This window comes from Leisingera sp. ABM4_060 (assembly GCF_056158765.1).
In genome coordinates this window covers 222,999-249,388 of sequence record NZ_JBSWTX010000001.1, presented here as the reverse complement: position 1 = coordinate 249,388, position 26,390 = coordinate 222,999, and the positions used below count along the sequence as shown (strand labels likewise).

Here is a 26,390-nt window from a genome sequence, read left to right as displayed (position 1 = left end):
CAGGCGATATGTGCTAACCGCTGCCACAAAGAACCGTTTCTTCGCGGCAAGAAAAAGGCCCGGCAGAATACCGGGCCCAAGAGCAGTCAAGTGCTGGCGCTTACTGATCCTGCGGGATCACGCGCAGGCCCAGTTCCATCAGCTGTTCGCTGAGCGGCTCGCTTGGCGCTGACATCATCAGGTCTTCGGCGCGCTGGTTCATCGGGAACATGATGACCTCGCGGATGTTCGCCTCATCCGCCAGCAGCATCACCATGCGGTCGATGCCCGCCGCGCAGCCGCCGTGCGGCGGGGCGCCGTACTGAAACGCGTTGACCATGCCGCCGAACCGTTTCTCGACCTCTTCCTTGCCGTAACCGGCAATCTCGAAGGCCTTGAACATAATCTCCGGCTTGTGGTTCCGGATCGCGCCGGAGACCAGCTCGTAGCCGTTGCAGGCCAGATCGTACTGGAAGCCCTTCACCGCCAGCGGATCGGACAGCAGCGCGTCCATGCCGCCCTGAGGCATCGAGAACGGGTTGTGCTCAAAGTCGACCCTGCCGGTTTCCTCGTCCTTCTCGTAGATCGGGAAATCGACGATCCAGGCAAAGGCAAAGCGGTCCTTGTCAATCAGGCCCAGCTCTTCGCCAATGACGGTGCGGGCCTTGCCGGCAACGCCTTCAAACGCCTTCGGCTTGCCGCCCAGGAAGAAGGCCGCGTCGCCAACACCCAGGCCCAGCTGCTGGCGGATAGCTTCGGTACGCTCGGGGCCGATGTTCTTGGCCAGCGGGCCTGCGGCCTCGATGCCTTCGCCCTGGTCACGCCAGAAAATATAGCCCATGCCCGGCAGGCCTTCGCCCTGGGCAAACTTATTCATCCGGTCGCAGAACTTGCGGGATCCGCCGGTGGGCGCCGGGATGGCGCGGATTTCGGTGCCTTCGTTTTCCAAGAGGTTTGCGAAGATCGCAAAACCGGAACCGCGGAAATGCTCGGAGCAGTCCTGCATCTTGATCGGGTTGCGGAGGTCCGGCTTGTCGGTGCCGTACCATTTGGCGGCATCCTTGTAGGAGATCTGCGGCCAGTCCGCTGCGGCGTCCACCTTGCGGCCCTGCCCGAATTCCTCGAACACGCCTGCCATCACCGGCGCGATAGTGTCGAACACATCCTGCTGGGTGACAAAGGACATTTCCATGTCGAGCTGGTAGAAGTCCGCGGGCGAGCGGTCAGCGCGCGGGTCTTCGTCGCGGAAGCAGGGCGCGATCTGGAAATATTTGTCAAAGCCCGACACCATCATCAGCTGCTTGAACTGCTGCGGCGCCTGCGGCAGCGCATAGAACTTGCCCGGATGCAGGCGCGAGGGCACCAGGAAGTCGCGCGCGCCTTCGGGGGAGGACGCGGTGATGATCGGGGTCTGGTATTCGTTGAAACCGATATCCCACATCCGCTTGCGGATCGACTGGATCATGTTGGCGCGCAGCACCATGTTCTTCTGCATCTTCTCGCGGCGCAGGTCCAGGTAGCGGTAGCGCAGGCGGGTTTCCTCAGGGTATTCCTGCTCGCCGAAGACCATCAGCGGCAGTTCCTCGGATTTGCCCAGCACTTCGATGTCGCGGATGAAGACTTCAACCTCGCCGGTCGGGATCTTGGGGTTCACCAGGCTCTCGTCGCGCGCCAGCACGTTGCCATCGATGCGGATGCACCATTCGCTGCGGACCTTTTCGATCTCGGCAAAGACCGGGCTGTCGGGGTCTGCCATCACCTGGGTCACGCCGTAGTGGTCGCGCAGGTCGATGAACAGCAACCCGCCGTGGTCGCGGACGCGGTGGACCCAGCCCGACAGGCGGACGGTTTCACCGACGTTGGATTTGTTCAGTTCGGCGCAGGTATGGCTGCGGTAGGCGTGCATGGCTCGGCCTTTCGTTATGCGGGTCGCAGGTCCTTGGGGACCGTCATTCGGGAAATGCGCTAAGGGCGCGGAATTCGTCCGGGGTGGTACACAAGGTTGCAGCGCGCTTGTCAAGCAAACAGGGGTATTTCCGCGCGGTCTGACGTCTGAAATCGGCGGTTCCCGGTGCCAGCGGGGATCTCCCGCCCCTTCCCGCCCCATCGCTGGCGCGATCAGGCGGCAAGCGTTGGGCCGGGCGCCGCGCCTGCGGCGCGGCGCGCAGCGCACCCCAGGGTGCGCTGCCGGGCCCAAAGGGCAACGACCCGCTGGCGCCAGCCTGCGGGCCTGTTGTCCGCGGGAGCGCCCCGCCTGGATCAGGTCCCGTTACACCAGCTTTGCCGGGATCAGCCCGCGCAGGGCGTTGCCCATGTGCAGGGCCTGCGCACCGTGCAGATCTTCGAGCCGCAGCACCGCCTCCGCGCATTGGCCGCTCTCCAGCAGCACCTGCCGCAGGATGCCCGGCAGCAGGCCGCAGGACAGCGGCGGCGTGACGACCCGGCCATCCGCAAGGGTGACGAAGAGATTGGTGATGGTGCCTTCGCAAGCCTCGCCGCGCTGATTGAGGAACAGCAGCTCGTCCGTGCCATCCGGCAGCTCAGCCCGAGCGGTGTCATAAATCGCACGGCGGGTGGTCTTGTGCTGCAGCCAGATGTCATCTGCCTCAAGCCGGGACTCTGCAACGGCCAGTCTCCACTCAGACGGCGTCTGTCCCAATGGCACGGTGGTCAGCTCCAGCTTCCCCTGCGCATCCAGCGTCAGGCGGCAGCGCAGCGGCGTACCGCCGTCAGCTTCAGCCAGCACGCTCTGCGCCCGTCCCGCGTCAAAGGGAATGCCAAACGCCGCCGCACTGCGCGCCATCCGGGCCAAGTGCTGCAACGGGTGCCGGAACCCCTGTTCCGGATGCCAGCCCAGGGTCTCGATCAGGCGGAAAGCGGGATCGTTCTGGACGGCGTCACGCGAGCGAACCGGGCTTTCCATAGCGCTTCCTCATATTCGGACTCGGCCGTGCTGTCCCAGACCACGCCGCCGCCCACATTGAGCGTCGCGCGGCCCTCTTCCAGCATCAGGGTGCGGATTGCCACATTGAACTCGGAGGCGCCGTCCGGTGCAGCCCAGCCGATAGTGCCGCAATAGATGCCGCGCGCCCAGGGTTCCAGCTCCGCCAGGATCTCCATCGCGCGGATCTTGGGCGCGCCGGTGATGGAGCCGCAGGGGAACAGCGCGGCAAAAATCTCTGCCAGCCCCGCACCGGGCCGCAGTTTTGCACGGACCAGGGAGACCATCTGATGCACGGTGGCATAGCTTTCCACTGCAAACAGCTCCGGCACATGTACGGAACCGGTCTGCGCCACGCGGCTGATGTCATTACGCAGCAGGTCCACGATCATCAGGTTTTCGGCGCGGTTCTTTTCATCCTGGCGCAGGAAGTCGCGGCGCCGCGCGTCCTCCACCGGATCATCGCTGCGCGGCTGGGTGCCTTTCATCGGCCGGGTTTCGATCATGCCTGACGCATCGGTGCGGAAGAACAGCTCCGGCGAGCGCGACAGCAAGTCCGGCAGCCCGTCCTGTTCGACCAGCACCCCGTGGCCCACCACCTGTTTGGCTTGCAGCGCGGCATAGAGCTCCTCAGCGGTGCCATATGCCTGCGCATCAATCGGGAAAGTCAGGTTGGCCTGATAGATGTCGCCCTTGCCGATGTTGCGGTTCACCTCGGCGAAGGCCTCGGAGTAGCGCTCATAGGTCCAGCGGGGGGTAATGCCCTCAAGCCCCGCTTCGCCTGGCCGATAGGCCGGGCATCGCCCGTCCGCCCCCCCGGGCGGGCGATACTCGCCCCCCCGCGGCCGGGCGCTGCCCTCAGCGTTCTGCGGCAGCGGTTCCTCATAAACCCCGAAACACATCAGCGGCAGCCGCCGGTCCTTTGGCATCCGCCCTGCCAGCTTCGGCTCCAGCGCATAGCCCAATTCATAAGACGCATAGCCCGCCAGCCAATGCCCCTCAGCGCGCGCCGCGTCCAAAGCGGCCAGCGCGGCAGGCACCTCTTCCGGCCCGTCGGCGCGGATCACGCGCAGCGGCTGGTCGAAACATGTGCCGGCCCCCAAGGGCCCCTGATCAAAGCGAATCCGCACCGGAATTGACTCCCTGAGCTGTTGGGCTCCACATATATCCGTTCGCTATGCGAACAAAAGGGGTGGATGCGGCATTTTCATTTCCGTTTCCGATCCCCCTTGAACCTTTCTGCGCGGTCCCTATAACGCAGGACAATTTGGGCGCTCGCCAGCGCCCCTGATTCAAAGCCTGCCCGCGCGAAAACCGAAGGAAGCCTGCCATGCCCAAAAGAACCGACATCCAGTCGATCATGATCATCGGAGCGGGGCCCATCGTCATCGGGCAGGCCTGCGAATTCGACTATTCCGGCGCCCAGGCCTGCAAGGCCCTGCGCGAAGAAGGCTACCGGGTCATCCTGGTGAACTCCAACCCGGCCACCATCATGACCGACCCGGGCCTGGCCGACGCCACCTACATCGAGCCGATCACCCCCGAAGTCGTCGCCAAGATCATCGAGAAAGAACGCCCCGACGCGCTGCTGCCGACCATGGGCGGGCAGACCGGCCTCAACACCTCGCTGGCGCTGGAAGAGATGGGCGTGCTGGACAAATTCGGCGTTGAGATGATCGGCGCCAAGCGCGACGCCATCGAAATGGCCGAAGACCGCAAGCTGTTCCGCGAAGCGATGGACCGCCTGGGGATTGAGAACCCCAAGGCCACCATTGTTACCGCACCCAAGCGTGAAGACGGCTCTGCCGATCTGGACGAAGGTGTCCGTATCGCGCTGGAAGACCTGGATGAAATCGGCCTGCCGGCGATCATCCGCCCTGCATTCACCCTCGGCGGCACTGGCGGCGGCGTGGCCTATAACCGCGACGATTACATCCATTTCTGCCGTTCGGGCATGGATGCCTCGCCGGTGAACCAGATCCTGGTCGATGAATCGCTGCTGGGCTGGAAAGAATACGAGATGGAAGTGGTGCGCGATACCGCCGACAACGCGATCATCGTCTGCTCCATCGAAAACGTCGACCCGATGGGCGTGCACACCGGCAACTCGATCACCGTGGCCCCGGCGCTGACGCTGACCGACAAAGAATACCAGATCATGCGCACCCACTCGATCAACGTGCTGCGCGAGATCGGCGTGGAAACCGGCGGCTCCAACGTGCAGTGGGCGGTGAACCCCGCCGACGGCCGCATGGTGGTGATCGAGATGAACCCGCGGGTGTCGCGCTCTTCCGCGCTGGCGTCCAAGGCAACCGGCTTCCCGATTGCCAAGATCGCCGCCAAGCTGGCGGTGGGCTACACCCTGGACGAGCTGGACAACGACATCACCAAGGTGACCCCGGCGTCGTTTGAGCCGACCATCGACTATGTCGTCACCAAGATCCCGAAATTTGCTTTTGAGAAATTCCCGGGCTCCGAGCCGTACCTCACCACCGCGATGAAGTCGGTCGGCGAGGCGATGGCGATCGGCCGCACCATCCACGAGTCCCTGCAAAAGGCGCTGGCCTCGATGGAATCCGGCCTGACCGGTTTTGACGAGGTGGAAATCGACGGCGTCAATGCGGGCACTTGGGAGCCTGCGGGCGACAAGGCGGCCGTCATCAAGGCGATCGGCCAGCAGACCCCCGACCGGATGCGCACCATCGCCCAGGCGATGCGCCATGGCTTGTCCGACGATGAAATCCAAGCCGTCACCAAATTCGACCCCTGGTTCCTGTCCCGCATCCGCGAGATTGTCGAGGCCGAGGCAGAGATCCGCGAAAGCGGCCTGCCGGGTGACGAAAAAGGCCTGCGCGCGCTCAAGATGCTGGGCTTCACCGACGCCCGCCTGGCCAAGCTGACCGGCAAGTCCGAGGCCGAGGTCCGCAAGGCCCGCCGGGTGCTGGGCGTCAACGCCGTGTTCAAGCGGATCGACACCTGCGCCGCCGAATTCGAAGCGCAGACCCCATACATGTACTCCACCTATGAAACGCCGGCCTTCGGCGACGTGGAATGCGAGGCCCGCCCCTCGGACAAGAAGAAAGTCGTCATCCTCGGCGGCGGCCCCAACCGGATCGGCCAGGGCATCGAGTTCGACTACTGCTGCTGCCACGCCTGCTTTGCGCTGACCGACGCGGGCTATGAGACCATCATGATCAACTGCAACCCCGAGACCGTGTCGACCGACTATGACACCTCGGACCGGCTGTATTTCGAACCGCTGACGTTCGAGCACGTGATGGAAATCCTGCGCACCGAGCAGGAGAACGGCACCCTGCATGGCGTCATCGTGCAGTTCGGCGGCCAGACCCCGCTGAAACTGGCCAACGCGCTGGAAGCCGAAGGCATCCCGATCCTGGGCACCTCCCCCGACGCCATCGACCTGGCCGAAGACCGCGAGCGCTTCCAGGCGCTGGTCAACCAGCTGGGCCTGAAACAGCCGAAGAACGGCATCGCCTCCACCGACGAGCAAGCGCTCGCCATTGCCGAGGACATCGGCTTCCCGCTGGTGATCCGCCCGTCCTACGTGCTGGGCGGCCGGGCGATGGAAATCGTCCGCGACATGGACCAGCTGAAACGCTACATCGCCGAAGCCGTTGTCGTCTCCGGCGACAGCCCGGTGCTGTTGGACAGCTACCTGGCCGGCGCGGTTGAGCTGGACGTGGACGCGCTCTGCGACGGCAAGGACGTGCATGTCACCGGCATCATGCAGCACATCGAAGAGGCCGGCGTGCACTCGGGCGACAGCGCCTGCAGCTTGCCGCCCTATTCGCTCGACAAGGCCATGATCGAACAGGTCAAGGAACAGACCAACGCCCTGGCGCTGGCGCTGAACGTGGTCGGCCTGATGAACGTGCAGTTCGCCATCAAGGATGATGAGATCTACCTCATCGAGGTGAACCCGCGCGCCTCGCGCACCGTGCCGTTTGTGGCCAAGGCAACCGACAGCGCCATCGCCTCCATCGCCGCCCGCGTGATGGCCGGCGAGCCGCTGTCGAACTTCCCGATGCGCGCGCCGTACGAGCCGGACGCCGGCTATGACGTCAACACCCCGATGGCCGACCCGATGACCCTGGCGGACCCGGACATGCCCTGGTTCTCGGTCAAAGAGGCTGTGCTGCCCTTCGCCCGTTTCCCGGGCGTCGACACCATTCTGGGCCCGGAAATGCGCTCCACCGGCGAAGTCATGGGCTGGGACCGATCCTTTGCCCGCGCCTTCCTGAAGGCGCAGATGGGCGCCGGCATGGTGCTGCCCGCCTCCGGCCGCGCCTTCATCTCGATCAAGGACGCCGACAAGGGCCAGCTGATGCTGGATGCTGCCAAGATCCTGGTGGAGCAAGGCTTTACCCTGGTCGCCACCCGCGGCACCCAGACCTGGCTGGACGGCCAGGGCGTCGCCTGCGAGCTGGTCAACAAGGTCTATGAAGGCCGCCCGCATGTGGTCGACATGCTGAAGGACGGCGGCGTCCAGCTGCTGATGAACACCACCGAAGGCGCCCAGGCGGTCGAGGACAGCAAAGAAATGCGCTCGGTCGCGCTTTATGACAAGATCCCCTACTTCACCACCGCCGCCGGCGCCAACGCCGCAGCGCGCGCGATCAAGGCCCAGGCCGAAGGGGATGTTGAGGTGAAGAGCTTGCAGGGCTAAGCCAGCCTTCCTCTGTACCAGAACAGCCAAAGCCCCGGGAACTCCCGGGGCTTTTCTTTAGCCTGCTGGACCGCTTAACCCGCCTTGCGCATCAGGTCCTGCAGCGTGTGGCCTACGCCCGTTGCAATCGACACCTTCTTGCCGCCCATCTGCGCCTTAGCAGAGATCACCGACACCAGCCGCGGCGGGCGGCCGGGCTGCAGCTGCAGCAGCGGCGAGCCCGAGGCTCCGAAATCCACCAGGCAGGTGGTGACCAGCATGGCCTGCCTGGCTGCCAGCACCTGGCAGGCGTTCTGCCGGTTCAGGGTGGTGGCCTTGTGATAGGAGTAAAACAGCACATCAACCTGATCCCCCCGCCCCGGTGCCGCGGCCAGGGTCAGCGGACGGATCTTCTCGGGGCTGATCGGCCGGTCCAGCCGCAGCACCGCCAGGTCGTATCCGGTCTGGGCGCGGCCGCTGGTGCGGTGCTCATAGCCCGGATGCAGAACCGCCTTCACCACCTTGCGCGCGGCCTTGGCGCGGCGGCCGTTCAGCCCGGCCTCAAACCTGATCCGGCGGGGGTTCACCTTGCGCCCGTTCTGCGGGCTGTAAAGGCAATGGGCCGCCGTCAGCACCAGATCCGGCGCAATCAGGCTGCCGGTGCACATGCTGCGTCCGGAAATGTTCAGCCGCCCGACAGCCTCCCAGCCCGGCACCGACTGCACGGTGGCCGGCCCCGCTGCGGCAGCTCCGGCGCCGCATGTGATCAAGGCCGCTGCGGCAAATCCCAGTAATCGTCTCATGACCCACTCCATGTTCCCACGCTGCCAATCTGGGTGAGTCCTGGGGCCGGAATGGGGCCTGCCGCGGTGCCGCGCGGGCAGAAAGATGGGCAGAATGAGGCAGGATTAACAAAGGCTTAATGCAACCCTAGAGGGTGGCATCCGGGCCGCCAAATCCCCTTGTTTTCTTAACAGTCCCGGACGGTTTTCGGAAAAACCCTTTAAAAATCCCGGAAAAGCTTAGAGGCTTTGTTAGGAGGCCAGCCCGGGGTTTCCCCTGTTTCCCCGGGATTTCCACCCCCAGCGGTAACTTCGGGTCCCAAATGCGGCACAAATGAGCCTTAACAAACGCCTAACCCGCGCAGCGGGTGCTGCCCAATTCTTTAACGCGGCCCGGCCGGTTTCTGCCGGACCGGTTTGCCGCAGGGCTTGCCTGGGACTGCGCCCCGCGGCACAGTTGCCCGGACCCGAGCAGCAACAAGGAGCGCCCAAAATGCGCCTGCCCATCCTCCTGACAGCCCTGCTGGCACTCGCCGCCTGCGACGTGCCGGTGATCCCGCTGATCTGAAACCCAAAAAAGCCCCGGCAACAGCGCCGGGGCTTTTCTCATTCGAACCGGACAGGCCTGCCGCGGTTATTTCTGCGACACCCGCTTGTGCACCTCTGCGGCGCTCTCCACCCGCTCTGAATAGCGGTCGGTCAGGTAATCCTTGCGGCCGCGCACCAGCCAGGTGAATTTCACCAGCTCCTCCATCACATCCACCAGGCGGCGGTAGAACGGCCCCTCGGGCAGGCGTTCGCCTTCCGCAAATTCCAGCCAGGCCTTGGGGATCGAGCTTTGGTTCGGGATCGTCACCATCCGCATCCAGCGGCCCAGGATGCGCATCTGGTTGACCGCATTGAAACTTTGCGAGCCGCCCGAGACCTGCATCACCGCCAGCGTCTTTCCTTGCGTGGTGCGGATACCGCCCTGCAGCGACAGCGGCAGCCAGTCGATCTGCAGCTTCATGATGCCGGTCATCGCGCCGTGGCGCTCCGGGCTGGACCAAACCATGCCCTCGGACCAGACAGCCAGATCGCGCAGTTCCGCCACCTTGGGATGCTCTGCCGCGCCCGCATCATCGGGCAAAGGCAGGCCGGAGGGGTCAAAGATCCGGGTCTCGCAGCCCAAGGCCTGCAGCACCCGCGCCGCCTCCTCCGCCGCCTTGCGGGAATAGCTCACCTCCCGCAAGGAACCATAGAGCAGCAGGATGCGCGGCGCATGGCGCGGATCGCCGGGTGCGGCCAGCGCGTCAATGTCCACCGGGTGCAGCTGATCCGCCGCCACCGCGGGCAGATCGCTCACATCAGGGGCCTCAGGCACTCTCTTCTTCCAGGTGCAGTTTCATGTCCAGCAGGACCTGCTGCAGCAGAACCGTCTCGCGCAGCAGCCGCTTGGCCTCGTTGACGGTGATGATGCCATCCTCGATCGCTTCCTGGTATTCGCTCATCAGCTGCGCAAAGCGCTGGCTCAGCGCGATCACATCCGCATTCACCCCGCCGCTGCGGCCGGTTTCCTCGGCGCTGCCGTTGCCGTTATAGGACAAGGTGATGTTTTTCAGATCCGCCAGCGCGGAGGTGACATGCGGATAGGACGCCGCGCCCTCCAGCTTGGCCACCGCATCCACCGGCATGAACCGGTCCGCGTGCTCGGCATTGTCCGAATAATAGCGCCCCAGTGTTGCCTTGGACTTGCCGGTGATCTGGCATGCCGCCTCGATGCCGACATCCTTCACCAGTGCCTCGGTGTGTTTCTTCAGATACGTCCCGATTTCAGCCATATACTTCCTACCTGGCTAGACCGCCGCTCCCATGGGGAACGAACTGGTTAATTTCCCATGTCCGAGTTGTAGAGGAATTGCGATACCTTATCCATCCCTCAGGTTTTCAGGGATTTAGCGAGTGACATGGTGCAATTGGTGCCTGTTGTCCAGTGCAAAGCAGGGCTGGTGAGTGAAGCCCTGCTGTTAGGGTAATTGGTCTGCCCGGAACCTGTGCTCTCCGGGGCATCCGGCCGCGGCTGTTTTTTTCAGGGTTAGTTCCGCCCTTGCCGCGCCTGCCCCGGCGGGCCTTCCTGCAAAGCCTTTGCAGGCTGGCCCGCTGCCCGCCGCGGCAGGCAAATGCCCCGGTCCGGCATCATCCCCGACGAATCCGGTTTTCCCCGCGCCCCGGCGCAGGTAAACCCAGCCCCATGGCCAAGCTCTATTTCAACTACTCCACCATGAACGCAGGCAAGTCGACGGTGCTGCTGCAGGCCTCGCACAATTACCGCGAGAACCATATGGATACCTATCTGCTCACCGCCCGGCTGGACAACCGGGCCGGCACCGGCAGAATTGCCTCCCGCATCGGTATCGGCGAAGAGGCAGACATGTTTGCAGCCGGCGACGATCTCTTTGCCCGTATCAAGCGGCGCCTGGCCCAGGGCCCGGTGGCGGCGGTCTTTGTCGATGAGGCCCAGTTCCTGGAACCGGACCAGGTCTGGCAGCTGGCCCGGGCAGTGGACGACCTGCGGGTGCCGGTGCTGGCCTATGGCTTGCGGGTGGATTTCCAGGGCAAGCTGTTTCCCGGCTCCGCCACCCTCTTGGCACTGGCCGATGAAATGCGCGAGGTGCGCACCATCTGCCACTGCGGCAAGAAGGCCACGATGGTGGTGCGCCAGGATGATCAGGGCCGGGTCATGACCGAGGGCGACCAGGTGCAGATCGGCGGCAATGAAACCTATGTCTCGCTCTGCCGCCGCCATTGGCGCGAAGCCGTGGGCGGCCTGCCCAAAAGCAAAACAGCAGCGAAATAATCCGCTGCTGCTTCTTTCTGGTTGAAAATTCTCCGGGGTCCGGGGCAGCGCCCCGGTTCCGAAGGCCCGCCTCAGACCCGGTTCGGCAGCGCCTCTCCCGCCAGGTAGGCGGCAACATTGTCCAGCGCCATATGGCCCATGTTGCTGCGCACCTCCTCGGTGGCGGTGCCCAGATGCGGCAGCAGGGTGGCGTTGTCCAGATCGATCAGCGCCTGCGGCACCTTGGGTTCGAACTCATAGACATCGAGCCCCGCACCGCCGATGCGGTTGTTTTGCAGTGCTTCAATCAGCGCCGCCTCCTCGACCACTTCGCCGCGGGCGATGTTGATCAGATGCGCATGGCTCTGCATCGCGTTCAGCACCCCGGCGTTGATCAGGTGATAGGTCTCGGGCCCGCCCGGCACCGCCACCACCAGGAAATCCACCTCAGCCGCCATCGCCGTCAGGCTTTCGGCGCGGCCGGCCGGGAAATCCAGTTCCTTGGGCGAACGCGCCACATAAGACACATCCATGCCAAAACCGAAATGGCAGCGCCGCGCGATTGCCTGGCCGATGCGGCCCATGCCGGCGATGCCGACGCGTTTGCCGGTGGCGTGCAGCCCCAGCATCTGGGTCGGGTGCCAGCCCGCCCAATCGCCCTTGCGCAGCATCCGCTCGCCTTCCGAGGCACGGCGCGCCGACATCAGGATCAGCGTCATCGCAATATCGGCGGTGGCATCGGTCACCGCCCCCGGCGTGTTGGTCACCTCGACGCCGGCCGCCCGCGCGGCCTCCACGTCGATATGGTTGTAGCCAACACCGAAGTTGGCCAAGAGCTTGCAGCGGGGCGTGCCCGCCTTGGCAAAGATCTCTGCCGAGAACTTGTCGCCCAGCGTCGGAACCACAATGTCGAACTCGGACAACGCGCGCAGCATCTCTGCCTCGCTCATCACCGCGTTGGTCTCACGGATCTCCAGATCCCCGAACGCCTCCCGCGCCCGGGCCTCCACCGCTGCCGTCATCGGCCGCGCAATCCAGATTTTCATCTCAGTGCATCCTCCCGCCCAGCGGGACCTTTCCGTCAGGCCCGGCCAGGAATATTTCTCCATCCTCATCCGGCAGGCCCAGCACCAGGATCTCTGACATGAACTTGCCGATCTGCCGCGGCGGGAAGTTTACGACGGCCAGAACCTGCTTGCCCACCAGCGTTTCCGGCATGTAATGCGCCGTAATCTGCGCTGAGCTCTTTTTTACGCCAATATCCGGCCCGAAATCGACCCAGAGCTTGATTGCCGGCTTGCGGGCCTCGGGAAACGGCTCCGCACGGACCACTTCGCCGACCCGGACATCGACCTTCAGGAAGTCGTCAAAGGAGATCTCAGCCACGCGACAGCTCCTTGGAGCGGTTGGTGGCCGCCGCCACCGCGCGATTCAAGAGTGCCGGGAAGCCGTCGTCATCGTCCATCAGCACTTCCAAAGCGGCCTGAGTGGTGCCGTTGGGGCTGGTCACATTGATGCGCAGCTGGCCGGGGCTTTCCTCGGCCGCTTCCGCCAGCGCGCCCGCGCCCGCAACAGTTGCTTTGGCCAGCTGCATCGCCAGCTCTGCCGGCAGGCCCTGCGCCTCGCCCGCAGTGGCCAGGGTTTCAATCAGGTGGAACACATAGGCGGGGCCAGAACCGCTGACGCCGGTCACCGCGTCCATCTGGCCCTCATTGTCCAGCCGCACAACCTGCCCCACCGCCTGCAGCAGCCCTTCGGCGCGGTCCAGATCGGCGGCGCCGGTATGCTCATTGCCGATAATCGCGGTGATGCCGCGCCCGACCGCAGCCGGCGTGTTCGGCATCGCCCGCACGATCGGCGACTGCGCGCCCAGAACATCCTCAAAGGTTGCGATCGAAGTGCCCGCCGCCACGGAAATGAACAGGGTGGACCCGTTGCCGTAGCTCTGCAGCGTCGGCAGCGCTTCGCCCATCATCTGCGGCTTCACGGCGATCAGCACGATACCCGGCGCCGCCGGCAGCTCTGCATTGATATGAACACCGGTGCCCTGCAGCCACTCCGAGGGGCGCGGGTCGATCACCCAGACAGAGGATGCGGGCAACCCGCCCTCCAGCCAGCCGGCCAGCATCGCCGACCCCATCTTGCCGCAGCCCAGCAGCACCAGCCCGCGGGCAGCGATTTCCGTCATGTCCATTTTGGCCCCTCCCCAAATCTTAAGGTCAGGGCAAAGTCTTACGCCCGGCCGTAGGCCTCTGCAATGGCGACCTGCATCGCCTCATCGGCGCTGCGCTGTCCCCAGACCGCCAGCTGGATCGCCGGGTAATAGCGTTCCGCATTGGCGACGGATGCATTGATCATCGCGTCGATCTGCTGCGGGCTTGCCATCTGCCCGCCGGCCAGCATCAGCCCATAGCGGAACAGCATCAGCTTGTGGTCCTCCCAATAGGTGAAGGACCCTTCCCAGCACTGGTCGTTCATCCGGTTGATCAGCTCATACAGCCGCGGCAGCTCCGCTTCCGGCGGCTCCATCTCAAAGCTGCAGACCAGCCGCAGGCATTCCTCGTAACCGGACCAGGCCAGCGTCAGCGAATAAGTCCGCCACTGCCCCTCGACCGACATGGCGATCTGGTCATCGCCGACCCTGTCGAAGTCCCAGTCGTGGCGCGAGGCCAGATGTTCGACAATGTCGATCGGGTGGATGTCTTCTTCCAGGTGAAGCTCGGATAGTGCCATGATGCCACCTCTCTTTTTGCCTAGCACAGCAGGCACAGAGGTGCCCAACAGCTAGGTTTTTCTGCTATGGGCCGGGGAGGCATCCCCGCTCCCATACCAGATATGGTGGGCCTGAATTCAGGATCTGGCAACCCTTTATTTTGGGGATATCTGCAATAACTTGTGGATGAACTATCCACAGCCCTCAAAATGCCGGCCTAGCGACTATGGGGCGGCGGCCGCCGCAGGTAAAGCCGGAATTGCCTGGCCAGCGTTGATTTCCGCCGTTCCCGCCCCCATACCTTGCGGCGGAGGCATGCGCATGACGATCGAAGACATCTGGCCCAAGTACCAGGCCCGGCTGCGGGCCTTCCTGCGTTCCCGGGTGGCAAACCCGGAAGACGCCGAAGACCTGCTGCAGGACATTTCGATCAAGGTCTTCACCGGCCTGCCCGCGCTGCAGGACAGTGCCAGGCTGCAGCCCTGGCTCTTCCAGACCGCCCAGCGCACGATCATCGACCACTACCGCAAGAGGGGCCGCCAGGCGCCGCCGCACCCTGATGACCTGTGGTACGCCAAGGACGATCCCGGGATCCGCCAGGATCTGGAGGCCTGCGTCGAGCCCTTCATCCAGTCGCTGCCGCCGGAAACCGCCCGCATCCTGACGGCCGTGGACCTCCAGGGGATCCCGCAGCGCGACTACGCGGCCGCAGCGGGCATCCCCTACTCGACCCTCAAATCCCGCGTGCAATCGAGCCGCACAGAACTGCGCAAAGCCTTCGAGGCCTGCTGCGGCTTCACCCTGGACGCCCGCGGAAGCATCGCAGAATACCACCCTAAATCAGACAGTTGCAAAAAATGCTGAGCTAATCGCCGTCTTTTCCCTTTGCCGCGCGTCTTACAGGGCGAACCATCGGAAAAAGGAAAACACGATGATCCGGATTATCAGCTTCAAAATCTGCCCGTTTGTACAGCGGGTGACGGCGCTGCTGGAGGCCAAAGGCGTGCCCTACAGCATCGACTACATCAGCCTCAGCGACAAGCCGCAGTGGTTCCTGGACCTCTCCCCCACCGGACAGGTGCCGCTGCTGGTGACTGAGGACGGAACCGCGCTGTTTGAATCAGACGCCATCACCGAATACGTGGACGAAATCACGGCCCCGCTGCAGCCCGGCCTGACGCCCGAGCAGCGCGCCCTCAACCGCGCCTGGAGCTATCAGGCCAGCAAGCACTACCTGGTGCAATGCTCAACCATGCAAAGCGCGGACAAGACCGTCCTGGACGAACGCATGGCCAAGCTGCGCAAGGCTTTTGACAAGGCGGAAAAACAGCTTGGCGAAGGGCCGTACTTCTCTGGAGGAACCCTTGGCAATGTGGACATCGCCTGGCTGCCGCTGCTGCACCGCGCCGCACTCGTCCGGGCGCACAGCGGTTATGACATGCTGGCAGGCCGCCCCAAGGTGCAGGCCTGGCAGCAGGCGCTGCTGGACACCGGCCTCGCGCAGAAATCGGTGCCGGAGGATTTCGAGCAGAAATTTGCGGAGTTCTACCTGGCAGAGCGCACCTGGCTGGGCCGCGGCGCCAATCTGAACGAGGCACCGGCCGAAACGCCCGCAGCCGCCAAATCCGGCTGCTGCGGCTGACCCCTGACGCAGACCGGCCAGCCTGCCGCCCAGGCTGGCTGGCCACTCCCTCAGCGGAAGGCCGGCCCGTGCGCCCAGACGGTCAGCGACCTGCGCTCGCCGCGGGTCACCGGCGTCACCTGATGCAGCAGGAAACTGGGATACACCGCAGCGCTGCCCTGCACCCGGCTGGCCGTCACCACATGGGCACCCGGCATGATCTCCAGATCGCCGCCGTCATAAGACCCGGGCTTGCTCAGCTGCACCACCAGGCTCAGCTTGCGCTTGCCCGCCACCGGCCCGTCGCCGATATCGGAATGCCAGGCAAAATGGCCCCCGTCCTCCTCCTTGTAGCTGGCGGCCTGCGGGCTTTCGGCAAACTCGCGCAGGTCAAAGCCAAAACGCTCCTTGTTGGCGCGGCGCACCAGCGAGATCAGCCGGTCCATCACCCAGCCGGTGCCCGGCACCTCATCCAGCCACACCACGCTGGAGCGGCGCAGGTTATGATCCCTGCCCTGCCCCAGCAGCCGCGCCTCGCTGTCCGGCGCCGCCTCCGTCTTGCGGATGATCTCCGCGCATTCCTGTGTGCTGAAGGCATTGGGTACCGAGTAGACAGACACCATGCTGTGATCCCTCTGATGAAGCTGAGGCAGCATGCACCGCGGGCCGCGCCCTGCGCTGCGCCGATTTCGACCATGCGGGCGGAAAGCGACCTGTTTTTATCCACAGGCCCGCAGGGCAGCCATGCGCAGATTGCAGACCTGCACAAGGCACAAAAAAGCCCGCCGCGGCACACGCCGCAGCAGGCCTCATAACACCGTAGAGCGGGCAATCTGCCCGCCGCCCGCCCCGGGCAAGCAAACCGCCCGCCGGCGGTCTTACTTCTGCACCGCCTCCAGCGCGTCCAGACGGGCCTTCAATGCCTCATTCTCTTCCCGCGCCTTCTGCGCCATCGCGCGCACCGCGTCAAACTCCTCGCGGGTGACAAAATCGCGGTCGGCCAGCCAGCGGTCGATCATGCTCTTCAGCGCGGTGTCGGCCTCATCCTTGGCGCCCTGGGCGACGCCCATCGCATTGGTCATCAGCTGGGAAATATCGTCCAGGATCTTGTTCCGGGTCTGCATCGTCTTCTCCGTATCAGGCTTAGCCTCTATATGGGCAAGCAAAGCCGCGGCGGCAAGCCGTTGACTCTTCTTAACATGCAGAGGCATTCAGACGCATATGCAGGCCCTGATCCCATTTCCCGACCTCTCGCCCGAGATTTTCACCATTGCCATCGGCGGATTCGAGTTTGCCCTGCGCTGGTATGCGCTGGCCTATATCGCAGGCATCGTCATCGCCTGGCGCCTGGCGGTGGCCGCGTTGCGCCGCCCGGCGCTGTGGCCCGCCGGCCAGCCGCCGATGAAGCCGCAACAGGTCGAGGATCTGCTCACCTGGGTCATCCTTGGCGTCATTCTCGGCGGGCGGCTGGGCTTCGTGCTGTTCTACCAGCCTGCCTATTACCTGGCCAACCCCGGCGACATCATCAAGGTCTGGCAGGGCGGCATGGCCTTTCACGGCGGCCTCATCGGCGTGATCCTGGCGTCCTGGATCTACGCCGCGCGCCATAGCATCCCGCGCCTGCAGATGGCCGACCTGGTGGCCCATACCGTGGCGCCGGGCCTGCTGCTGGGCCAACTCAGCAACTTCATCAACGCCGAACTTTGGGGCCGCCCCACCGATCTGCCCTGGGGCGTCGCCTTCCCCGGCCCCGCGGCGCAAGACTGCGGCCAGGCATTGGGAGACCTCTGCGCCCGCCACCCCTCGCAGCTTTACGAGGCACTGATGGAGGGGCTGATCCTCGGCGCCCTGCTCTTGTACCTCGCCTGGCGCCGCAACGCCTTCCACACCCCGGGCCGTCTCTTGGGCGTGTTCCTTGCGGGCTACGGTGCCGCCCGTTTCATCGTCGAGTTCTTCCGCCAGCCCGATGCCCAGTTCGTCTCCCCCGGCAACCCGCTGGGGCTGGCCTGGCATATCGACGGCATCGGCCTGACGCAGGGCCAGGCGCTGTCGCTGCCGATGATCGCGATCGGCCTCTGGTTCCTGATCCGCGCCCGCCGCGCGGCCCGGAGCACCGCATGAGCCTGCTGGACCACCTGACCGCCCGCATCCGCGCCGATGGCCCGATGTCTGTGGCGGACTACATGGCCGACTGCCTGCTGCACCCGCAGTTCGGCTATTACACCACCCGCGACCCGCTGGGCGCCCAGGGCGATTTCACCACCGCGCCGGAAATCAGCCAGATGTTCGGCGAACTCCTCGGCCTCGCCCTGGCGCAGGCCTGGCTCGACCAAGGGTCCCCCGCCCCCTTCACCCTGGCGGAACTCGGCCCCGGCCGCGGCACCCTGATGGCGGACCTTTTGCGCGCCACCCGCGGTGTGCCGGGCTTCCACGCCGCCATGCAGATCCGCCTGATCGAGGCCTCCCCCGCCCTGCGCGACGCCCAGGCCAAGACGCTGCAGGGCTATGCGCCCGAATGGCTGGACAGCGTGGCGGCCCTGCCGGAGCAGCCGCTGCTCCTGATCGCAAACGAGTTTTTCGACGCGCTGCCCATCCGCCAGTTCCTCCGCGCGCAGGGCGGCTGGAGCGAGAAACGCATCGGCCTTCAGGACGGCGCCCTGGCTTTCGGCCTCAGCCCCGCCGCGCCGCAGCCCGCGCTGGCACACCGTCTGGAAGACACTCAGGACGGCGATCTGGTCGAACTCTGCGAAGCCGCCGCCCCCGTCACCCAGGCCATCGCCACCCGAATCGCTGCCCGCGGCGGCGCCGCGCTGATCGTGGATTACGGCGACTGGCGCGCACTGGGGGACACGCTGCAAGCCCTGCGCGCGCATGAACCCGCCGATCCGCTGCAGGCGCCGGGCCAGGCCGACCTGACGGCGCATGTGGATTTCGAAGCCCTGGCATTGGCTGCAAAAACCGCAGGTTGCGCCCACACCCGCCTCACCCCGCAAGGCGTGTTCCTGGAACGCCTCGGCATCACCGGCCGCGCCCAGGCGCTGGCCGCGCCGCTCTCGGGCGAAGTTCTGGAAAACCTGATCGCCGCACATCGGCGGTTGACGCACCCGGATGAAATGGGAAACCTGTTCAAAGTGCTCGGCCTTTATCCTTCTGAGGCCGCCTCTCCGCCAGGATTGAACCCATGATGGTTAACAATGACGCTTGAAATTCTCACGTCCGATCTGCTTGCCCCGGTGCGGCACGGGTTTTTCACCCGCAAGGGCGGCGCCTCGTCCGGCATCTACCACGGCCTCAACTGCGGCCTCGGCTCCACCGACCAGCGCGAGGCGGTGCAGATCAACCGCGCCCGTGTGGCCGCGGCGATGGAGGTGCCCGCGGAAAACCTCAGCGCCGTGCATCAGGTGCACAGCGCCGATGTGCTGGTGGTCACCGAACCCTCGCCAGAGCGGCCCCGGGCCGATGCGATGGTCACCAATGTGCCCGGCCTGGCGCTGTCGATCCTGACTGCCGACTGCCAGCCGGTGCTGTTCTGCGACGCTGAGGCCGGCGTGATCGGCGCTGCCCATGCGGGCTGGCGCGGCACCCTCGACGGGGTGCTGGAGGCAACATTGGAAGCGATGGAAGGCCTCGGCGCCCGGCGTGAAAACACCGCCGCGGTGATCGGCCCGTCAATCTCGCAGCGCGCCTATGAGGTCGGCCCCGAGTTCTTTGACGACTTTGTCATGCAGGACGACAGCTATGCCCGCTTCTTTGCCAATGGCGAGAACGGCCGCTACCAGTTCGACCTGCCCGCCCTCGGCCTGCACAAGCTGCGCCAGGCCGGCGCTGGCCACGCGGAATGGACCCGCCATTGCACCTATTCCGATGCCGGGAAATTCTACTCCTACCGCCGCGCCACCCACGCCAAGGAGGCCGACTACGGCCGCCTGATCTCCTGCATCCGGCTTTAAGCCCGCGTTAACCCGCCCAATTGCGGCGGATTTTCAGAAAATCCGCCACAATCTGCACATGCCGCGGCGGAAGCCGCGCCGGATCGCGCCAGTTTTCCACCCGGAATCAACACCCTAACCTCCGTCTTCCGGCTGCTGCCAAGCCCGGGTTCCAAACCGCTTGCGCCTGCAAAAATGCCCGCCGCGGGTCACATTCACGGCGCAAAGCTTACCCATAAAAGAGGCAGAACAGATAACAGCAGCAGCCTCCGCACATGGGCTCAGCTGCCGGGCGAAGGACTAGTGAAAATGAACAAACGCTTCATTGCCTCCATCATCCGCTCTGCCAAGAGCGAGACCGTAATTCTGCCTTGGGCCGCCAAGCACCGCAGCGCCGCCCGGGCGCCGGCGCAGCCGGCCCCGCGGGCAATGCCCGCGCCCAAGCGGAAACTGGGTTAACGCCGGGGACGGGTGCCCGGGCGGCGGTTCTCCCCTGGCGCTGCTGCGCCAGCCCGGCCGGCCGCCGCCGGGGCACCTGACCGGGGTGAAAGGGCCGCGCCGCCCCGCTTGACGTTTCCTTAGCCGAATCGCCTTAGGCCCACTTCAGCCAGCCGCTGGGACCCGCCCGCAGCGGCAAAGGGCCGACCGCATGTTAACCAGTTTGCTTCAGATTTTTTGACAATTCGAATTAAATCCCGCCATTTTACAGTCACACATCGTTCAAGCGCGTCTGTGTTGCCGGTGGGGGCCGATGCAAACGGGCAGTTTGAAAGGAGAGGTCCGGGTATGACCATCCCTCAGTCGCTGCAAAGGGCTGCAGCCAATGCCGTCGAGGCCAATGCGTTCCTGCAGGATCCGGCCGCGCTGCGCGCTGCCGTCAAACCGCAGCTGCGCCGCTATGAAGTCTGCAGCCTGCTGCCCAGCGGTGCCATTTCAGAAACCCGCCATATCGCCCCGGCGCTGCCGCTGTTCGAAGACGCCTTCTGCGCCTTCTCCCGCGGCTCGCTGGTGGAAACCGCGCAGGGGCCCATCGCGGTCGAGGACCTGCTGCCCGGCGACGAGATCCTGACCGCCGCCGGCGGCAGCCAGCCGCTGGTCTGGATCGGCCGCACCAGCCTGCTGCCCGCCCGTCCCGGCAGCCAGGGGCGCAGCCACCGGCTGACCAGCTTCATGGCCGACAGCCTGGGCCTGCAGAAACCCGCCTCCAGCCTGGTTGTGGGACCCGCCGCCCGGCTTCTGCGCACGCAGCCGCACCTGCAGGGCGGCGCAGACGGCGGCCAGCTGCTGACACCGGCCGCCGAATTCCAGGACGGCATGAGCATCTTTGAAACCGCGCCGCCGACGCCGGTCGACATGTACCACCTCTGCCTGCCCCGCCATGCGGTGATCAACGCCGGCGGGCTGGAGTTCGAGACCTACCACCCCGGCCCGGACGCGCTGAAACTGGCAAGCTACGCCATCAAGACTCTGTTTCTGAACCTCTTCGCCCACGCCGACAGCATTGCCGATTTCGGCCCGCTGGCGCATCCCAGGGCCGATGGCGGCACCCGGACCGGACCCGCGGTTCTGTAAACCGGCAGCCGCGCAAGCAACCAAAAAAGCCGGGCAATTGCAGCCCGGCTTTTGCATTTTCCACCGGCTTGGACGCCGCGGCGCTCAGGCTTCGCGCGCCAGCCGCTCCTCCAGCACCTCAAACGGCACGCCCGGTTCATCCTTGGCACCGCGGATCACCAGCGAGGTTTTGACGCTGGCCACATTCGGCGTGGTCAGCAAATCGCCGGTCAGGAAACTCTGGAAGGTGCTCAGATCCGGCGACACGCATTTCAGGATGAAATCCACCTCGCCGTTCAGCATGTGGCACTCGCGCACCAAGGGCCAGCTGCGGCATTTTTCCTCAAAGGCGCTCAGCTCCACCTCGGCCTGGCTCTCCAGGCCCACCATGGCAAAGACCTGCACCTCGAATCCCAGCTCGCGGGAATTCACATCCGCATGGTAGCCGTGAATCAGCCCGGCCTCCTCCAGCGCCCGCACCCGGCGCAGGCACGGCGGCGCCGAAATGCCGACCCGCTTGGCCAGCTCAACATTGGTCATCCGCCCATCAGCCTGAAGCTCCGACAAAATCTTGCGATCGATCGGATCAAGACGGGTTGTGACCATGCCGGAAACTCCTGTGGATTTTGCGTTTCTTATAGCACCGCAACCGGTGCGCGCAATAATGTTTCATCGCCGCGCAATATTCTTTGCGCCTGCCGGGCGCAAGGCGCAATCCCCGCCAAAGCCGCATATTTGCATCCCGCCGCATGCAGCCCCTTGGGGGTTTAAGCCAGCGGGTCCTGCCGCTATATGCATTGCCTGACGGCGGCACGCCCGCCAGGCTGCATTACGTGGGGAACACACATGAGCGAGACGCGCCACACCAAGGTTCTGATCATCGGCTCCGGCCCTGCCGGCTATACCGCGGGGGTCTATGCGGCCCGCGCCATGCTGGAACCGATCCTGGTCCAGGGGATCGAGCCCGGCGGCCAGCTGACCACCACCACCGAAGTGGAAAACTACCCCGGCTTCACCGAGGTGCAGGGCCCCGACCTGATGATCAAGATGCAGGAGCACGCGGCCGCGATGGGCACCGAGATCATCGGCGACATCATCACCTCGCTCGACACCTCCGCGCGCCCCTTCGTGGCCAAGGGCGACAGCGGCACCACCTACACCGCTGACGCGGTGATCCTGGCAACCGGTGCGCGCGCCAAATGGCTGGGCCTGGAATCGGAAGAAAAGTTCAAGGGCTTCGGCGTCTCGGCTTGCGCCACCTGCGACGGTTTCTTCTACCGCGGCCAGGAGATCGTGGTGATCGGCGGCGGCAACACCGCCGTGGAAGAGGCGCTGTTCCTCACCAACTTCGCCTCCAAGGTGACCCTGATCCACCGCCGCGACGAGCTGCGCGCCGAGAAGATCCTGCAGGACCGCCTGATGAAGAACGAAAAGATCGAGACCCTGTGGTTCCACACCCTCGAAGAGGTTGTCGGCACCGACAACCCGCTGGGGGTCGAAGGCGTCGTGGTCAAGAACGTGCAGACCGGCGAAGTCAAGGAAATCCCCTGCAAGGGCGTCTTTGTCGCCATCGGCCACGCGCCTGCGACCGAGCTGGTCAAGGACGTGCTGGAGCTGCACAACGGCGGCTATGTGAAGGTGAAACCCGGCTCCACCGAGACCTCGATCCCCGGCATCTATGCCGCGGGCGACCTCACGGACCACAAGTACCGCCAGGCGGTCACCTCGGCCGGCATGGGCTGCATGGCGGCGCTCGACGCCGAACGCTTCCTGGCAGAGCAGGACTAAGCGCATGATCGAGTTCTCCAGCACCGTCTGGAGAATTCTGTTTCAAGCGCAGGCAGACCGGCCCTTTGTCAGGTGGCAAAGTATTTGTCCCTTTGTGACAGGGTTTTGTCCATTAGCGACAGATATGTTGTCCATTGGTTCAGAATAATCTCATGTTACCTAAACCACCCATTAGGAAAAGTGCCGATGCGGTCACCAGAATTTTTGGGCTGGGTCCGGCATGAGTGGCTTCCGGATGTCCTCTGCAGTTGCCTGAATGTTGCCAATGATCTTGAGAATCCGACATTCACGGCCAGATGCACGGTAGGAGTGGCTAGTTCGAACTTAGTAGTGAAAAAGCCTTCTGCAGGTCCTGAGGCTCAAGCATTGCCACTCCTTTGAGCTGAACAGTCTCAGTCTTCATATTCATTACCTTTGCGAGTTGACCGAACAGTCGCGCGCCGAAGCCGCCGGGACTATCTCGCAACCGCTCAACAATCGGTTCTACAGCGAAGTTCGCAGTCGCGCTGCGACGCGTCCTGCTTTGGGCCTTTTTGAACTTCTTTTCTAGTAGCTTCGTCCCATGCGTGCTGAGTTGCCGGACCTGCTCGGGGCTAAGTTGGGTCGGAAGGTTTGTCACAAAATCCAAAAACGTTTCAATTTCATTGGCCGCGCTGGCGGCACGTACCATGTAGGTGACCACGTGCTCGGTTCGCCCATACTTGCTTACCATTTCTTGGATTAATCGAAGCCGTCTCTCTGACGAAGAGGTTGCTTCTATTTCCTGCATTTGCTGCACAATAGGCAGCGTTTCCGATTGAATCCAGTTGACCTGTGCATCGTCCAGAATTGTCGATTTATCAATGATGGTCTGCGCGTCTATTACACTCTGGCGCAGGTCAGAACCGGTAAAATCAAAGCCGCGTAAATCTGCGCCGCGCAAGTCGAGACGTTGTAGCTGAGAAAACCGAAAATCTTTGCTTGGCTCCAGACCTGCAAGGCGCACGAGCACATCAAACCGGGTAGAACTGCTTTGGTGAACTGCGTCGATTGCCGCAAGTTCCTCCGATGAGAGAATATCGTCAAACAGCTTGTTCATTCTTCAGCTACTTCGCAGCGCGATGCCACAAAAACTCTCGCCGAGGTGCGAATTGTTTCTCGCTCAAGCGCCTTTTTCAGAACCTGGCCAATTACAGCATCTTTGTTACCCCAGACTGCGAAGTCCTTGCCCCACTTGTTTCCACCTTTTGCTGAGACGTTCAATGCCCCTTTTGAGGCGTGTATTTCGCCTGTCACTGCCAAACGATTGCCGCCTTCTCTTCGTTGTATGGTGCAGAGCCGCTGTCCGGATATTGCGGTTCCATCCAAATTGGCCTGGGCTGTGCCGTCGACGGATTGTGCAACCACTTCCCAGGAATTGTTCGGTTTGGCCGTCATAGGCAGGCGTGTAATGCTAAGGCTGCTTCTGCGAGCGTTTTTCGCATCCACTCCCGCGCTCAGTCCTGCACCCGCGCTCGGAGGGCTTTCAGTTCCAGCGTTGGCCTTGATGCCGCCCGCAGCGTGTGAGGCTATTTCGAGCGTGGCCTCGTCAGTTGCAGACGCAAGTTCATTCTCACCAAAGACTGGATCGAGTGTGGTTTCACAGCCTTCAAGGTTCAGGCGCAGTGAAGCTCTCTTCAACCCAACTGTGTATTCGCGCCCGTTGTGTTCGTGGCGCATAACACTGAACCGTATTCGGCATTTCACCTCAAATTGGTCTTCGTCCGAGGCGTTGAGCTGTAGGCGTAGTTCAGACAACTCGTTAAACGGGTTCTGATAAGTTTCCTTGAAATTTGGTGCGGTCATCATGGCCTCCACTAAATCCAGTTTCCACATGTAATGTGCGTGAAGATTTCGTTCAACCTGAACGGGGGAAAGTTACAAAACACTCGGTCTGCGTGTGGCCATATTTGTCTAAAACTATGGCAGCAGCTATTCGGCTGTAAATGTTGAACGGCAGGTTTGGCCTTTCTGAACGGCATTTGTGCTCTCGACCAAGTGAATACCGCGATGCATTTCAAGGTAACTCGAGCATCTGCTACCATCACCTCATTGCTTGGTTGCCGCAGGCGCAGTTGACAGCTCGCAGCCCGCAACGGGCTTTGATCTAGCAGGCCGCTGAATTAGTCAGGCCAGTGGGACGCTGTTCTCCGTGGTGGAATGAGTTCTCTCATCGGTCTTCCGGATTGGGTGGCTGGAAGCAGGCCTGCGTCCCCCCCTCCAGCCTCATTCCGCCAGCAACCGGGGCAGCCGGGCGAGATTTCCGGCTGCGAGCGTCAGGATGAAGCGCGACTGCACCCGTTCGGCGCCGCGATAGACGGTCTGGGACATGCCGCCAACGGTCTTGGCCCAGCCAAACGCCTCCTCGATCCGTTTGCGGTGCTTCTGGGACAGGGCATAGCCTTTGTGCCGGGTTGTGCGACCGTCGATTGCTGAATGCCGCGCCTTCCTGGCGACGTGCGGGGTGACGCAGGCCTGGCGGAGATCTGCGACGAATTCGGCCGCATCGTATCCCTTGTCGGCTCCCAAGGTCAGCCGCCGGGTCGATCCGGGGGAGTGGCGGTGCAGCATGTCCAGCGCAGCCTTTCGCTCGGCGCGGCCGTCAGCGTGGGTTAGGTCGCCTTGCACAACCAGCCCGTGCCGGTTCTCCATCAGCGCATGCCCCATGAAGCACAGCACCGCACCTGTGCCAGGGGATTTCTTATAGAGCCGTGCGTCCGGGTCGGTGACCGAGGCATGGGTCGCATTCGAACGCTTCTCGCCCTTGAAGTTGACCTCGGGATTTCGGGTGCGGCGGCTGTAGCGGGGCATTGGAGCGGTCTCGGGTTCGGTCTGGGCGGGTTGTGCGGCAGGGGCAATGGATGTCGCGGGCGGGTCATCCGGCCTATCATCGCCGGGCGGCGTGCCCGCCGACTTCGGCTGGAAACTCTTCATCGATGCCCAGGCCTTTATGAGCGTGCCATCGACCGAGAAGTGGTCGTCCGACAGGAGCGGCGCGACCTCGCGATGCGCCAGGATAGCCGCCATCACCTTGCGCGACATGTCGGCCGTCAGCAGCCGGTCGCGGTTCTTGGTGAACACCGTCGGCACCCATACCGGATCGTCGATCCCGAGGCCCACGAACCAGCGGAACAGCAGATTATACTGCATCTGTTCCATCAACTGCCGCTCGGAGCGGATTGAGAACAGGATCTGCAGCAGGCTGGCCCGGATCAGCCGTTCCGGCGGGATCGAGGGGCGGCCGAAATCGGTGTAGACCGCCTCGAAATCGGCATCCAGACTGGCCAGCGCGTCGTTGACCACCTGCCTGATCTTGCGGAGAGGGTGCCGTGCTGGGATGCGCTCTTCCAGATCGACATAGCTGAAAAGCGATCCGCTCGCTTCGTCCGTCCCGCGCATCACCAACCCCCGCCGAAATTGTGCTGAGGGTGAATCATGTTCCTCAGGCCGCGTCGAGAGCCGACTTCTTCAGCAGCCTGCTAGGTGCCGAGCGCCCTTGGGCACTCATGCAGTTGAGGCGAGAAGCAGGAGGTCGCTGCATCATGCGCGCCCAGGTCCGCAAAACGCAGATACACCCGGTGAGCTGT

At 63.9% G+C, this 26,390-nt stretch carries 26 protein-coding genes; 10 read left to right on the top strand and 16 right to left on the bottom strand.

Annotated features, from left to right (window positions below; translation table 11 throughout):
* Nucleotides 1-100: 100 nt before the first annotated feature.
* From aspS to ACXAEH_RS01075, 3 genes are all read right to left on the bottom strand, one after another.
* The gene (gene aspS, locus ACXAEH_RS01085) at nt 101-1,885 is read right to left on the bottom strand and encodes an aspartate--tRNA ligase (protein WP_475030650.1); all 1,785 of its coding nucleotides are present in this window, start codon (nt 1,883-1,885) and stop codon (nt 101-103) included.
* A gap of 363 nt (nt 1,886-2,248) precedes the next feature.
* The gene (locus ACXAEH_RS01080; RefSeq protein ID WP_475030649.1) at nt 2,249-2,902 is read right to left on the bottom strand and encodes an aminotransferase class IV family protein; all 654 of its coding nucleotides are present in this window, start codon (nt 2,900-2,902) and stop codon (nt 2,249-2,251) included.
* Complete coding sequence (locus tag ACXAEH_RS01075; protein WP_475030648.1) at nt 2,845-4,050, bottom strand: aminodeoxychorismate synthase component I; 1,206 nt, start codon at nt 4,048-4,050, stop codon at nt 2,845-2,847. The genes ACXAEH_RS01080 and ACXAEH_RS01075 overlap by 58 nt, the downstream gene beginning before the upstream one ends.
* 200 nt (nt 4,051-4,250) lie before the next feature.
* On the opposite strand from ACXAEH_RS01075, the gene carB reads away from it, so the two are divergent.
* Nucleotides 4,251-7,607 (top strand): carbamoyl-phosphate synthase large subunit, encoded by a 3,357-nt coding sequence (carB, locus tag ACXAEH_RS01070; protein WP_475030647.1) that lies wholly within the window; start codon nt 4,251-4,253, stop codon nt 7,605-7,607.
* A gap of 74 nt (nt 7,608-7,681) precedes the next feature.
* Here carB and ACXAEH_RS01065 read toward each other — a convergent pair whose 3' ends face one another.
* The 3 genes from ACXAEH_RS01065 to ACXAEH_RS01055 all read right to left on the bottom strand — a co-directional run bounded on the left by ACXAEH_RS01065 (nt 7,682) and on the right by ACXAEH_RS01055 (nt 10,188).
* Nucleotides 7,682-8,389 carry a trypsin-like serine peptidase gene (locus tag ACXAEH_RS01065; RefSeq protein ID WP_475030646.1) on the bottom strand — a complete coding sequence of 236 codons (708 nt, stop codon included), beginning with the start codon at nt 8,387-8,389 and terminating at the stop codon, nt 7,682-7,684.
* A 613-nt stretch (nt 8,390-9,002) separates the two neighbouring features.
* Nucleotides 9,003-9,731, bottom strand: a complete 729-nt coding sequence (arsH, locus tag ACXAEH_RS01060; RefSeq protein WP_475030645.1) for an arsenical resistance protein ArsH — start codon at nt 9,729-9,731, stop codon at nt 9,003-9,005.
* Nucleotides 9,724-10,188, bottom strand: a complete 465-nt coding sequence (locus tag ACXAEH_RS01055; protein ID WP_475030644.1) for a hypothetical protein — start codon at nt 10,186-10,188, stop codon at nt 9,724-9,726. Before ACXAEH_RS01055 ends, arsH begins: the two co-directional genes overlap by 8 nt.
* A 410-nt stretch (nt 10,189-10,598) precedes the next feature.
* On the opposite strand from ACXAEH_RS01055, the gene ACXAEH_RS01050 reads away from it, so the two are divergent.
* Nucleotides 10,599-11,204, top strand: coding sequence for a thymidine kinase (locus tag ACXAEH_RS01050; RefSeq protein ID WP_475030643.1), 606 nt, complete (start codon nt 10,599-10,601; stop codon nt 11,202-11,204).
* Between the two features lie 71 nt (nt 11,205-11,275).
* Here ACXAEH_RS01050 and ACXAEH_RS01045 read toward each other — a convergent pair whose 3' ends face one another.
* Genes ACXAEH_RS01045 through ACXAEH_RS01030 form a run of 4 tightly spaced genes read right to left on the bottom strand, consistent with a single transcriptional unit; the run spans nt 11,276 to nt 13,916 of the window.
* Nucleotides 11,276-12,229 (bottom strand): 2-hydroxyacid dehydrogenase, encoded by a 954-nt coding sequence (locus ACXAEH_RS01045; RefSeq protein WP_475030642.1) that lies wholly within the window; start codon nt 12,227-12,229, stop codon nt 11,276-11,278.
* A 1-nt stretch (nt 12,230) separates the two neighbouring features.
* Entirely contained in the window at nt 12,231-12,569 is a 339-nt protein-coding gene (locus ACXAEH_RS01040; RefSeq protein WP_475030641.1) for a tRNA-binding protein, read from the bottom strand.
* Nucleotides 12,562-13,377 (bottom strand): pyrroline-5-carboxylate reductase, encoded by an 816-nt coding sequence (gene proC, locus ACXAEH_RS01035; RefSeq protein ID WP_475030640.1) that lies wholly within the window; start codon nt 13,375-13,377, stop codon nt 12,562-12,564. Before proC ends, ACXAEH_RS01040 begins: the two co-directional genes overlap by 8 nt.
* A 38-nt stretch (nt 13,378-13,415) precedes the next feature.
* Nucleotides 13,416-13,916, bottom strand: a complete 501-nt coding sequence (locus tag ACXAEH_RS01030) for a type III secretion system chaperone family protein (protein ID WP_475030639.1) — start codon at nt 13,914-13,916, stop codon at nt 13,416-13,418.
* Nucleotides 13,917-14,217: 301 nt separating this feature from the next.
* On the opposite strand from ACXAEH_RS01030, the gene ACXAEH_RS01025 reads away from it, so the two are divergent.
* On the top strand, nt 14,218-14,760 hold the full coding sequence (locus ACXAEH_RS01025) for a sigma-70 family RNA polymerase sigma factor (protein WP_475030638.1): 543 nt from the start codon (nt 14,218-14,220) through the stop codon (nt 14,758-14,760).
* 67 nt (nt 14,761-14,827) lie between these two features.
* Nucleotides 14,828-15,538, top strand: a complete 711-nt coding sequence (locus ACXAEH_RS01020; RefSeq protein WP_475030637.1) for a glutathione S-transferase family protein — start codon at nt 14,828-14,830, stop codon at nt 15,536-15,538.
* Between the two features lie 50 nt (nt 15,539-15,588).
* Here the strand turns inward: ACXAEH_RS01020 and ACXAEH_RS01015 are convergent, their stop codons facing one another.
* Both ACXAEH_RS01015 and ACXAEH_RS01010 read right to left on the bottom strand, forming a co-directional pair.
* Nucleotides 15,589-16,140 (bottom strand): 2OG-Fe(II) oxygenase, encoded by a 552-nt coding sequence (locus ACXAEH_RS01015; protein WP_475030636.1) that lies wholly within the window; start codon nt 16,138-16,140, stop codon nt 15,589-15,591.
* Nucleotides 16,141-16,395: 255 nt separating this feature from the next.
* Entirely contained in the window at nt 16,396-16,641 is a 246-nt protein-coding gene (locus tag ACXAEH_RS01010) for an accessory factor UbiK family protein (RefSeq protein ID WP_475030635.1), read from the bottom strand.
* 97 nt (nt 16,642-16,738) lie between these two features.
* Here ACXAEH_RS01010 and lgt point away from each other — a divergent pair, with 97 nt between their 5' ends.
* The 5 genes from lgt to ACXAEH_RS00985 all read left to right on the top strand — a co-directional run bounded on the left by lgt (nt 16,739) and on the right by ACXAEH_RS00985 (nt 21,018).
* Nucleotides 16,739-17,638, top strand: a complete 900-nt coding sequence (gene lgt / locus ACXAEH_RS01005) for a prolipoprotein diacylglyceryl transferase (RefSeq protein WP_475030634.1) — start codon at nt 16,739-16,741, stop codon at nt 17,636-17,638.
* A complete protein-coding gene (locus ACXAEH_RS01000) occupies nt 17,635-18,702 on the top strand; it encodes a class I SAM-dependent methyltransferase (RefSeq protein WP_475030633.1) in 1,068 nt (355 codons plus the stop codon). Before lgt ends, ACXAEH_RS01000 begins: the two co-directional genes overlap by 4 nt.
* A 9-nt stretch (nt 18,703-18,711) precedes the next feature.
* Nucleotides 18,712-19,467 (top strand): peptidoglycan editing factor PgeF, encoded by a 756-nt coding sequence (gene pgeF, locus ACXAEH_RS00995; RefSeq protein ID WP_475030632.1) that lies wholly within the window; start codon nt 18,712-18,714, stop codon nt 19,465-19,467.
* A gap of 288 nt (nt 19,468-19,755) precedes the next feature.
* The gene (locus ACXAEH_RS00990) at nt 19,756-19,905 is read left to right on the top strand and encodes a hypothetical protein (protein WP_475030631.1); all 150 of its coding nucleotides are present in this window, start codon (nt 19,756-19,758) and stop codon (nt 19,903-19,905) included.
* Between the two features lie 327 nt (nt 19,906-20,232).
* Nucleotides 20,233-21,018 (top strand): Hint domain-containing protein, encoded by a 786-nt coding sequence (locus ACXAEH_RS00985; RefSeq protein WP_475030630.1) that lies wholly within the window; start codon nt 20,233-20,235, stop codon nt 21,016-21,018.
* Nucleotides 21,019-21,102: 84 nt separating this feature from the next.
* Here the strand turns inward: ACXAEH_RS00985 and ACXAEH_RS00980 are convergent, their stop codons facing one another.
* Entirely contained in the window at nt 21,103-21,603 is a 501-nt protein-coding gene (locus ACXAEH_RS00980) for an Lrp/AsnC family transcriptional regulator (RefSeq protein WP_027258143.1), read from the bottom strand.
* A gap of 240 nt (nt 21,604-21,843) precedes the next feature.
* Between ACXAEH_RS00980 and trxB the strand changes: the two genes are divergently transcribed.
* Nucleotides 21,844-22,785 (top strand): thioredoxin-disulfide reductase, encoded by a 942-nt coding sequence (gene trxB / locus ACXAEH_RS00975; RefSeq protein ID WP_475030629.1) that lies wholly within the window; start codon nt 21,844-21,846, stop codon nt 22,783-22,785.
* Between the two features lie 313 nt (nt 22,786-23,098).
* Here the strand turns inward: trxB and ACXAEH_RS00970 are convergent, their stop codons facing one another.
* The 3 genes from ACXAEH_RS00970 to ACXAEH_RS00960 form a co-directional block, all read right to left on the bottom strand.
* Nucleotides 23,099-23,863 carry a pentapeptide repeat-containing protein gene (locus tag ACXAEH_RS00970; RefSeq protein ID WP_475030628.1) on the bottom strand — a complete coding sequence of 255 codons (765 nt, stop codon included), beginning with the start codon at nt 23,861-23,863 and terminating at the stop codon, nt 23,099-23,101.
* Nucleotides 23,860-24,639: a hypothetical protein gene (locus tag ACXAEH_RS00965; RefSeq protein ID WP_475030627.1), complete on the bottom strand. Its 780-nt coding sequence runs from the start codon at nt 24,637-24,639 to the stop codon at nt 23,860-23,862. The genes ACXAEH_RS00970 and ACXAEH_RS00965 overlap by 4 nt, the downstream gene beginning before the upstream one ends.
* 390 nt (nt 24,640-25,029) lie before the next feature.
* Nucleotides 25,030-26,202, bottom strand: coding sequence for an IS5 family transposase (locus ACXAEH_RS00960; protein WP_475030626.1), 1,173 nt, complete (start codon nt 26,200-26,202; stop codon nt 25,030-25,032).
* Nucleotides 26,203-26,390 lie beyond the last annotated feature (188 nt).

Excerpts from the sequence above, each read along its gene's own strand:
- aspS (WP_475030650.1), bottom strand. The coding sequence starts at position 1,885 with ATGCACGCCTACCGCAGCCATACCTGCGCCGAACTGAACAAATCCAAC.
- ACXAEH_RS01080 (WP_475030649.1), bottom strand. The coding sequence starts at position 2,902 with ATGGAAAGCCCGGTTCGCTCGCGTGACGCCGTCCAGAACGATCCCGCT.
- carB (WP_475030647.1), top strand. The coding sequence starts at position 4,251 with ATGCCCAAAAGAACCGACATCCAGTCGATCATGATCATCGGAGCGGGG.
- ACXAEH_RS01065 (WP_475030646.1), bottom strand. The coding sequence starts at position 8,389 with ATGAGACGATTACTGGGATTTGCCGCAGCGGCCTTGATCACATGCGGC.
- ACXAEH_RS01055 (WP_475030644.1), bottom strand. The coding sequence starts at position 10,188 with ATGGCTGAAATCGGGACGTATCTGAAGAAACACACCGAGGCACTGGTG.
- ACXAEH_RS01050 (WP_475030643.1), top strand. The coding sequence starts at position 10,599 with ATGGCCAAGCTCTATTTCAACTACTCCACCATGAACGCAGGCAAGTCG.
- ACXAEH_RS01045 (WP_475030642.1), bottom strand. The coding sequence starts at position 12,229 with ATGAAAATCTGGATTGCGCGGCCGATGACGGCAGCGGTGGAGGCCCGG.
- proC (WP_475030640.1), bottom strand. The coding sequence starts at position 13,377 with ATGGACATGACGGAAATCGCTGCCCGCGGGCTGGTGCTGCTGGGCTGC.
- ACXAEH_RS01030 (WP_475030639.1), bottom strand. The coding sequence starts at position 13,916 with ATGGCACTATCCGAGCTTCACCTGGAAGAAGACATCCACCCGATCGAC.
- ACXAEH_RS01025 (WP_475030638.1), top strand. The coding sequence starts at position 14,218 with ATGACGATCGAAGACATCTGGCCCAAGTACCAGGCCCGGCTGCGGGCC.
- ACXAEH_RS01020 (WP_475030637.1), top strand. The coding sequence starts at position 14,828 with ATGATCCGGATTATCAGCTTCAAAATCTGCCCGTTTGTACAGCGGGTG.
- ACXAEH_RS01015 (WP_475030636.1), bottom strand. The coding sequence starts at position 16,140 with ATGGTGTCTGTCTACTCGGTACCCAATGCCTTCAGCACACAGGAATGC.
- ACXAEH_RS01010 (WP_475030635.1), bottom strand. The coding sequence starts at position 16,641 with ATGCAGACCCGGAACAAGATCCTGGACGATATTTCCCAGCTGATGACC.
- lgt (WP_475030634.1), top strand. The coding sequence starts at position 16,739 with ATGCAGGCCCTGATCCCATTTCCCGACCTCTCGCCCGAGATTTTCACC.
- ACXAEH_RS01000 (WP_475030633.1), top strand. The coding sequence starts at position 17,635 with ATGAGCCTGCTGGACCACCTGACCGCCCGCATCCGCGCCGATGGCCCG.
- pgeF (WP_475030632.1), top strand. The coding sequence starts at position 18,712 with ATGACGCTTGAAATTCTCACGTCCGATCTGCTTGCCCCGGTGCGGCAC.
- ACXAEH_RS00990 (WP_475030631.1), top strand. The coding sequence starts at position 19,756 with ATGAACAAACGCTTCATTGCCTCCATCATCCGCTCTGCCAAGAGCGAG.
- ACXAEH_RS00985 (WP_475030630.1), top strand. The coding sequence starts at position 20,233 with ATGACCATCCCTCAGTCGCTGCAAAGGGCTGCAGCCAATGCCGTCGAG.
- ACXAEH_RS00980 (WP_027258143.1), bottom strand. The coding sequence starts at position 21,603 with ATGGTCACAACCCGTCTTGATCCGATCGATCGCAAGATTTTGTCGGAG.
- trxB (WP_475030629.1), top strand. The coding sequence starts at position 21,844 with ATGAGCGAGACGCGCCACACCAAGGTTCTGATCATCGGCTCCGGCCCT.
- ACXAEH_RS00970 (WP_475030628.1), bottom strand. The coding sequence starts at position 23,863 with ATGAACAAGCTGTTTGACGATATTCTCTCATCGGAGGAACTTGCGGCA.
- ACXAEH_RS00965 (WP_475030627.1), bottom strand. The coding sequence starts at position 24,639 with ATGTGGAAACTGGATTTAGTGGAGGCCATGATGACCGCACCAAATTTC.
- ACXAEH_RS00960 (WP_475030626.1), bottom strand. The coding sequence starts at position 26,202 with ATGCGCGGGACGGACGAAGCGAGCGGATCGCTTTTCAGCTATGTCGAT.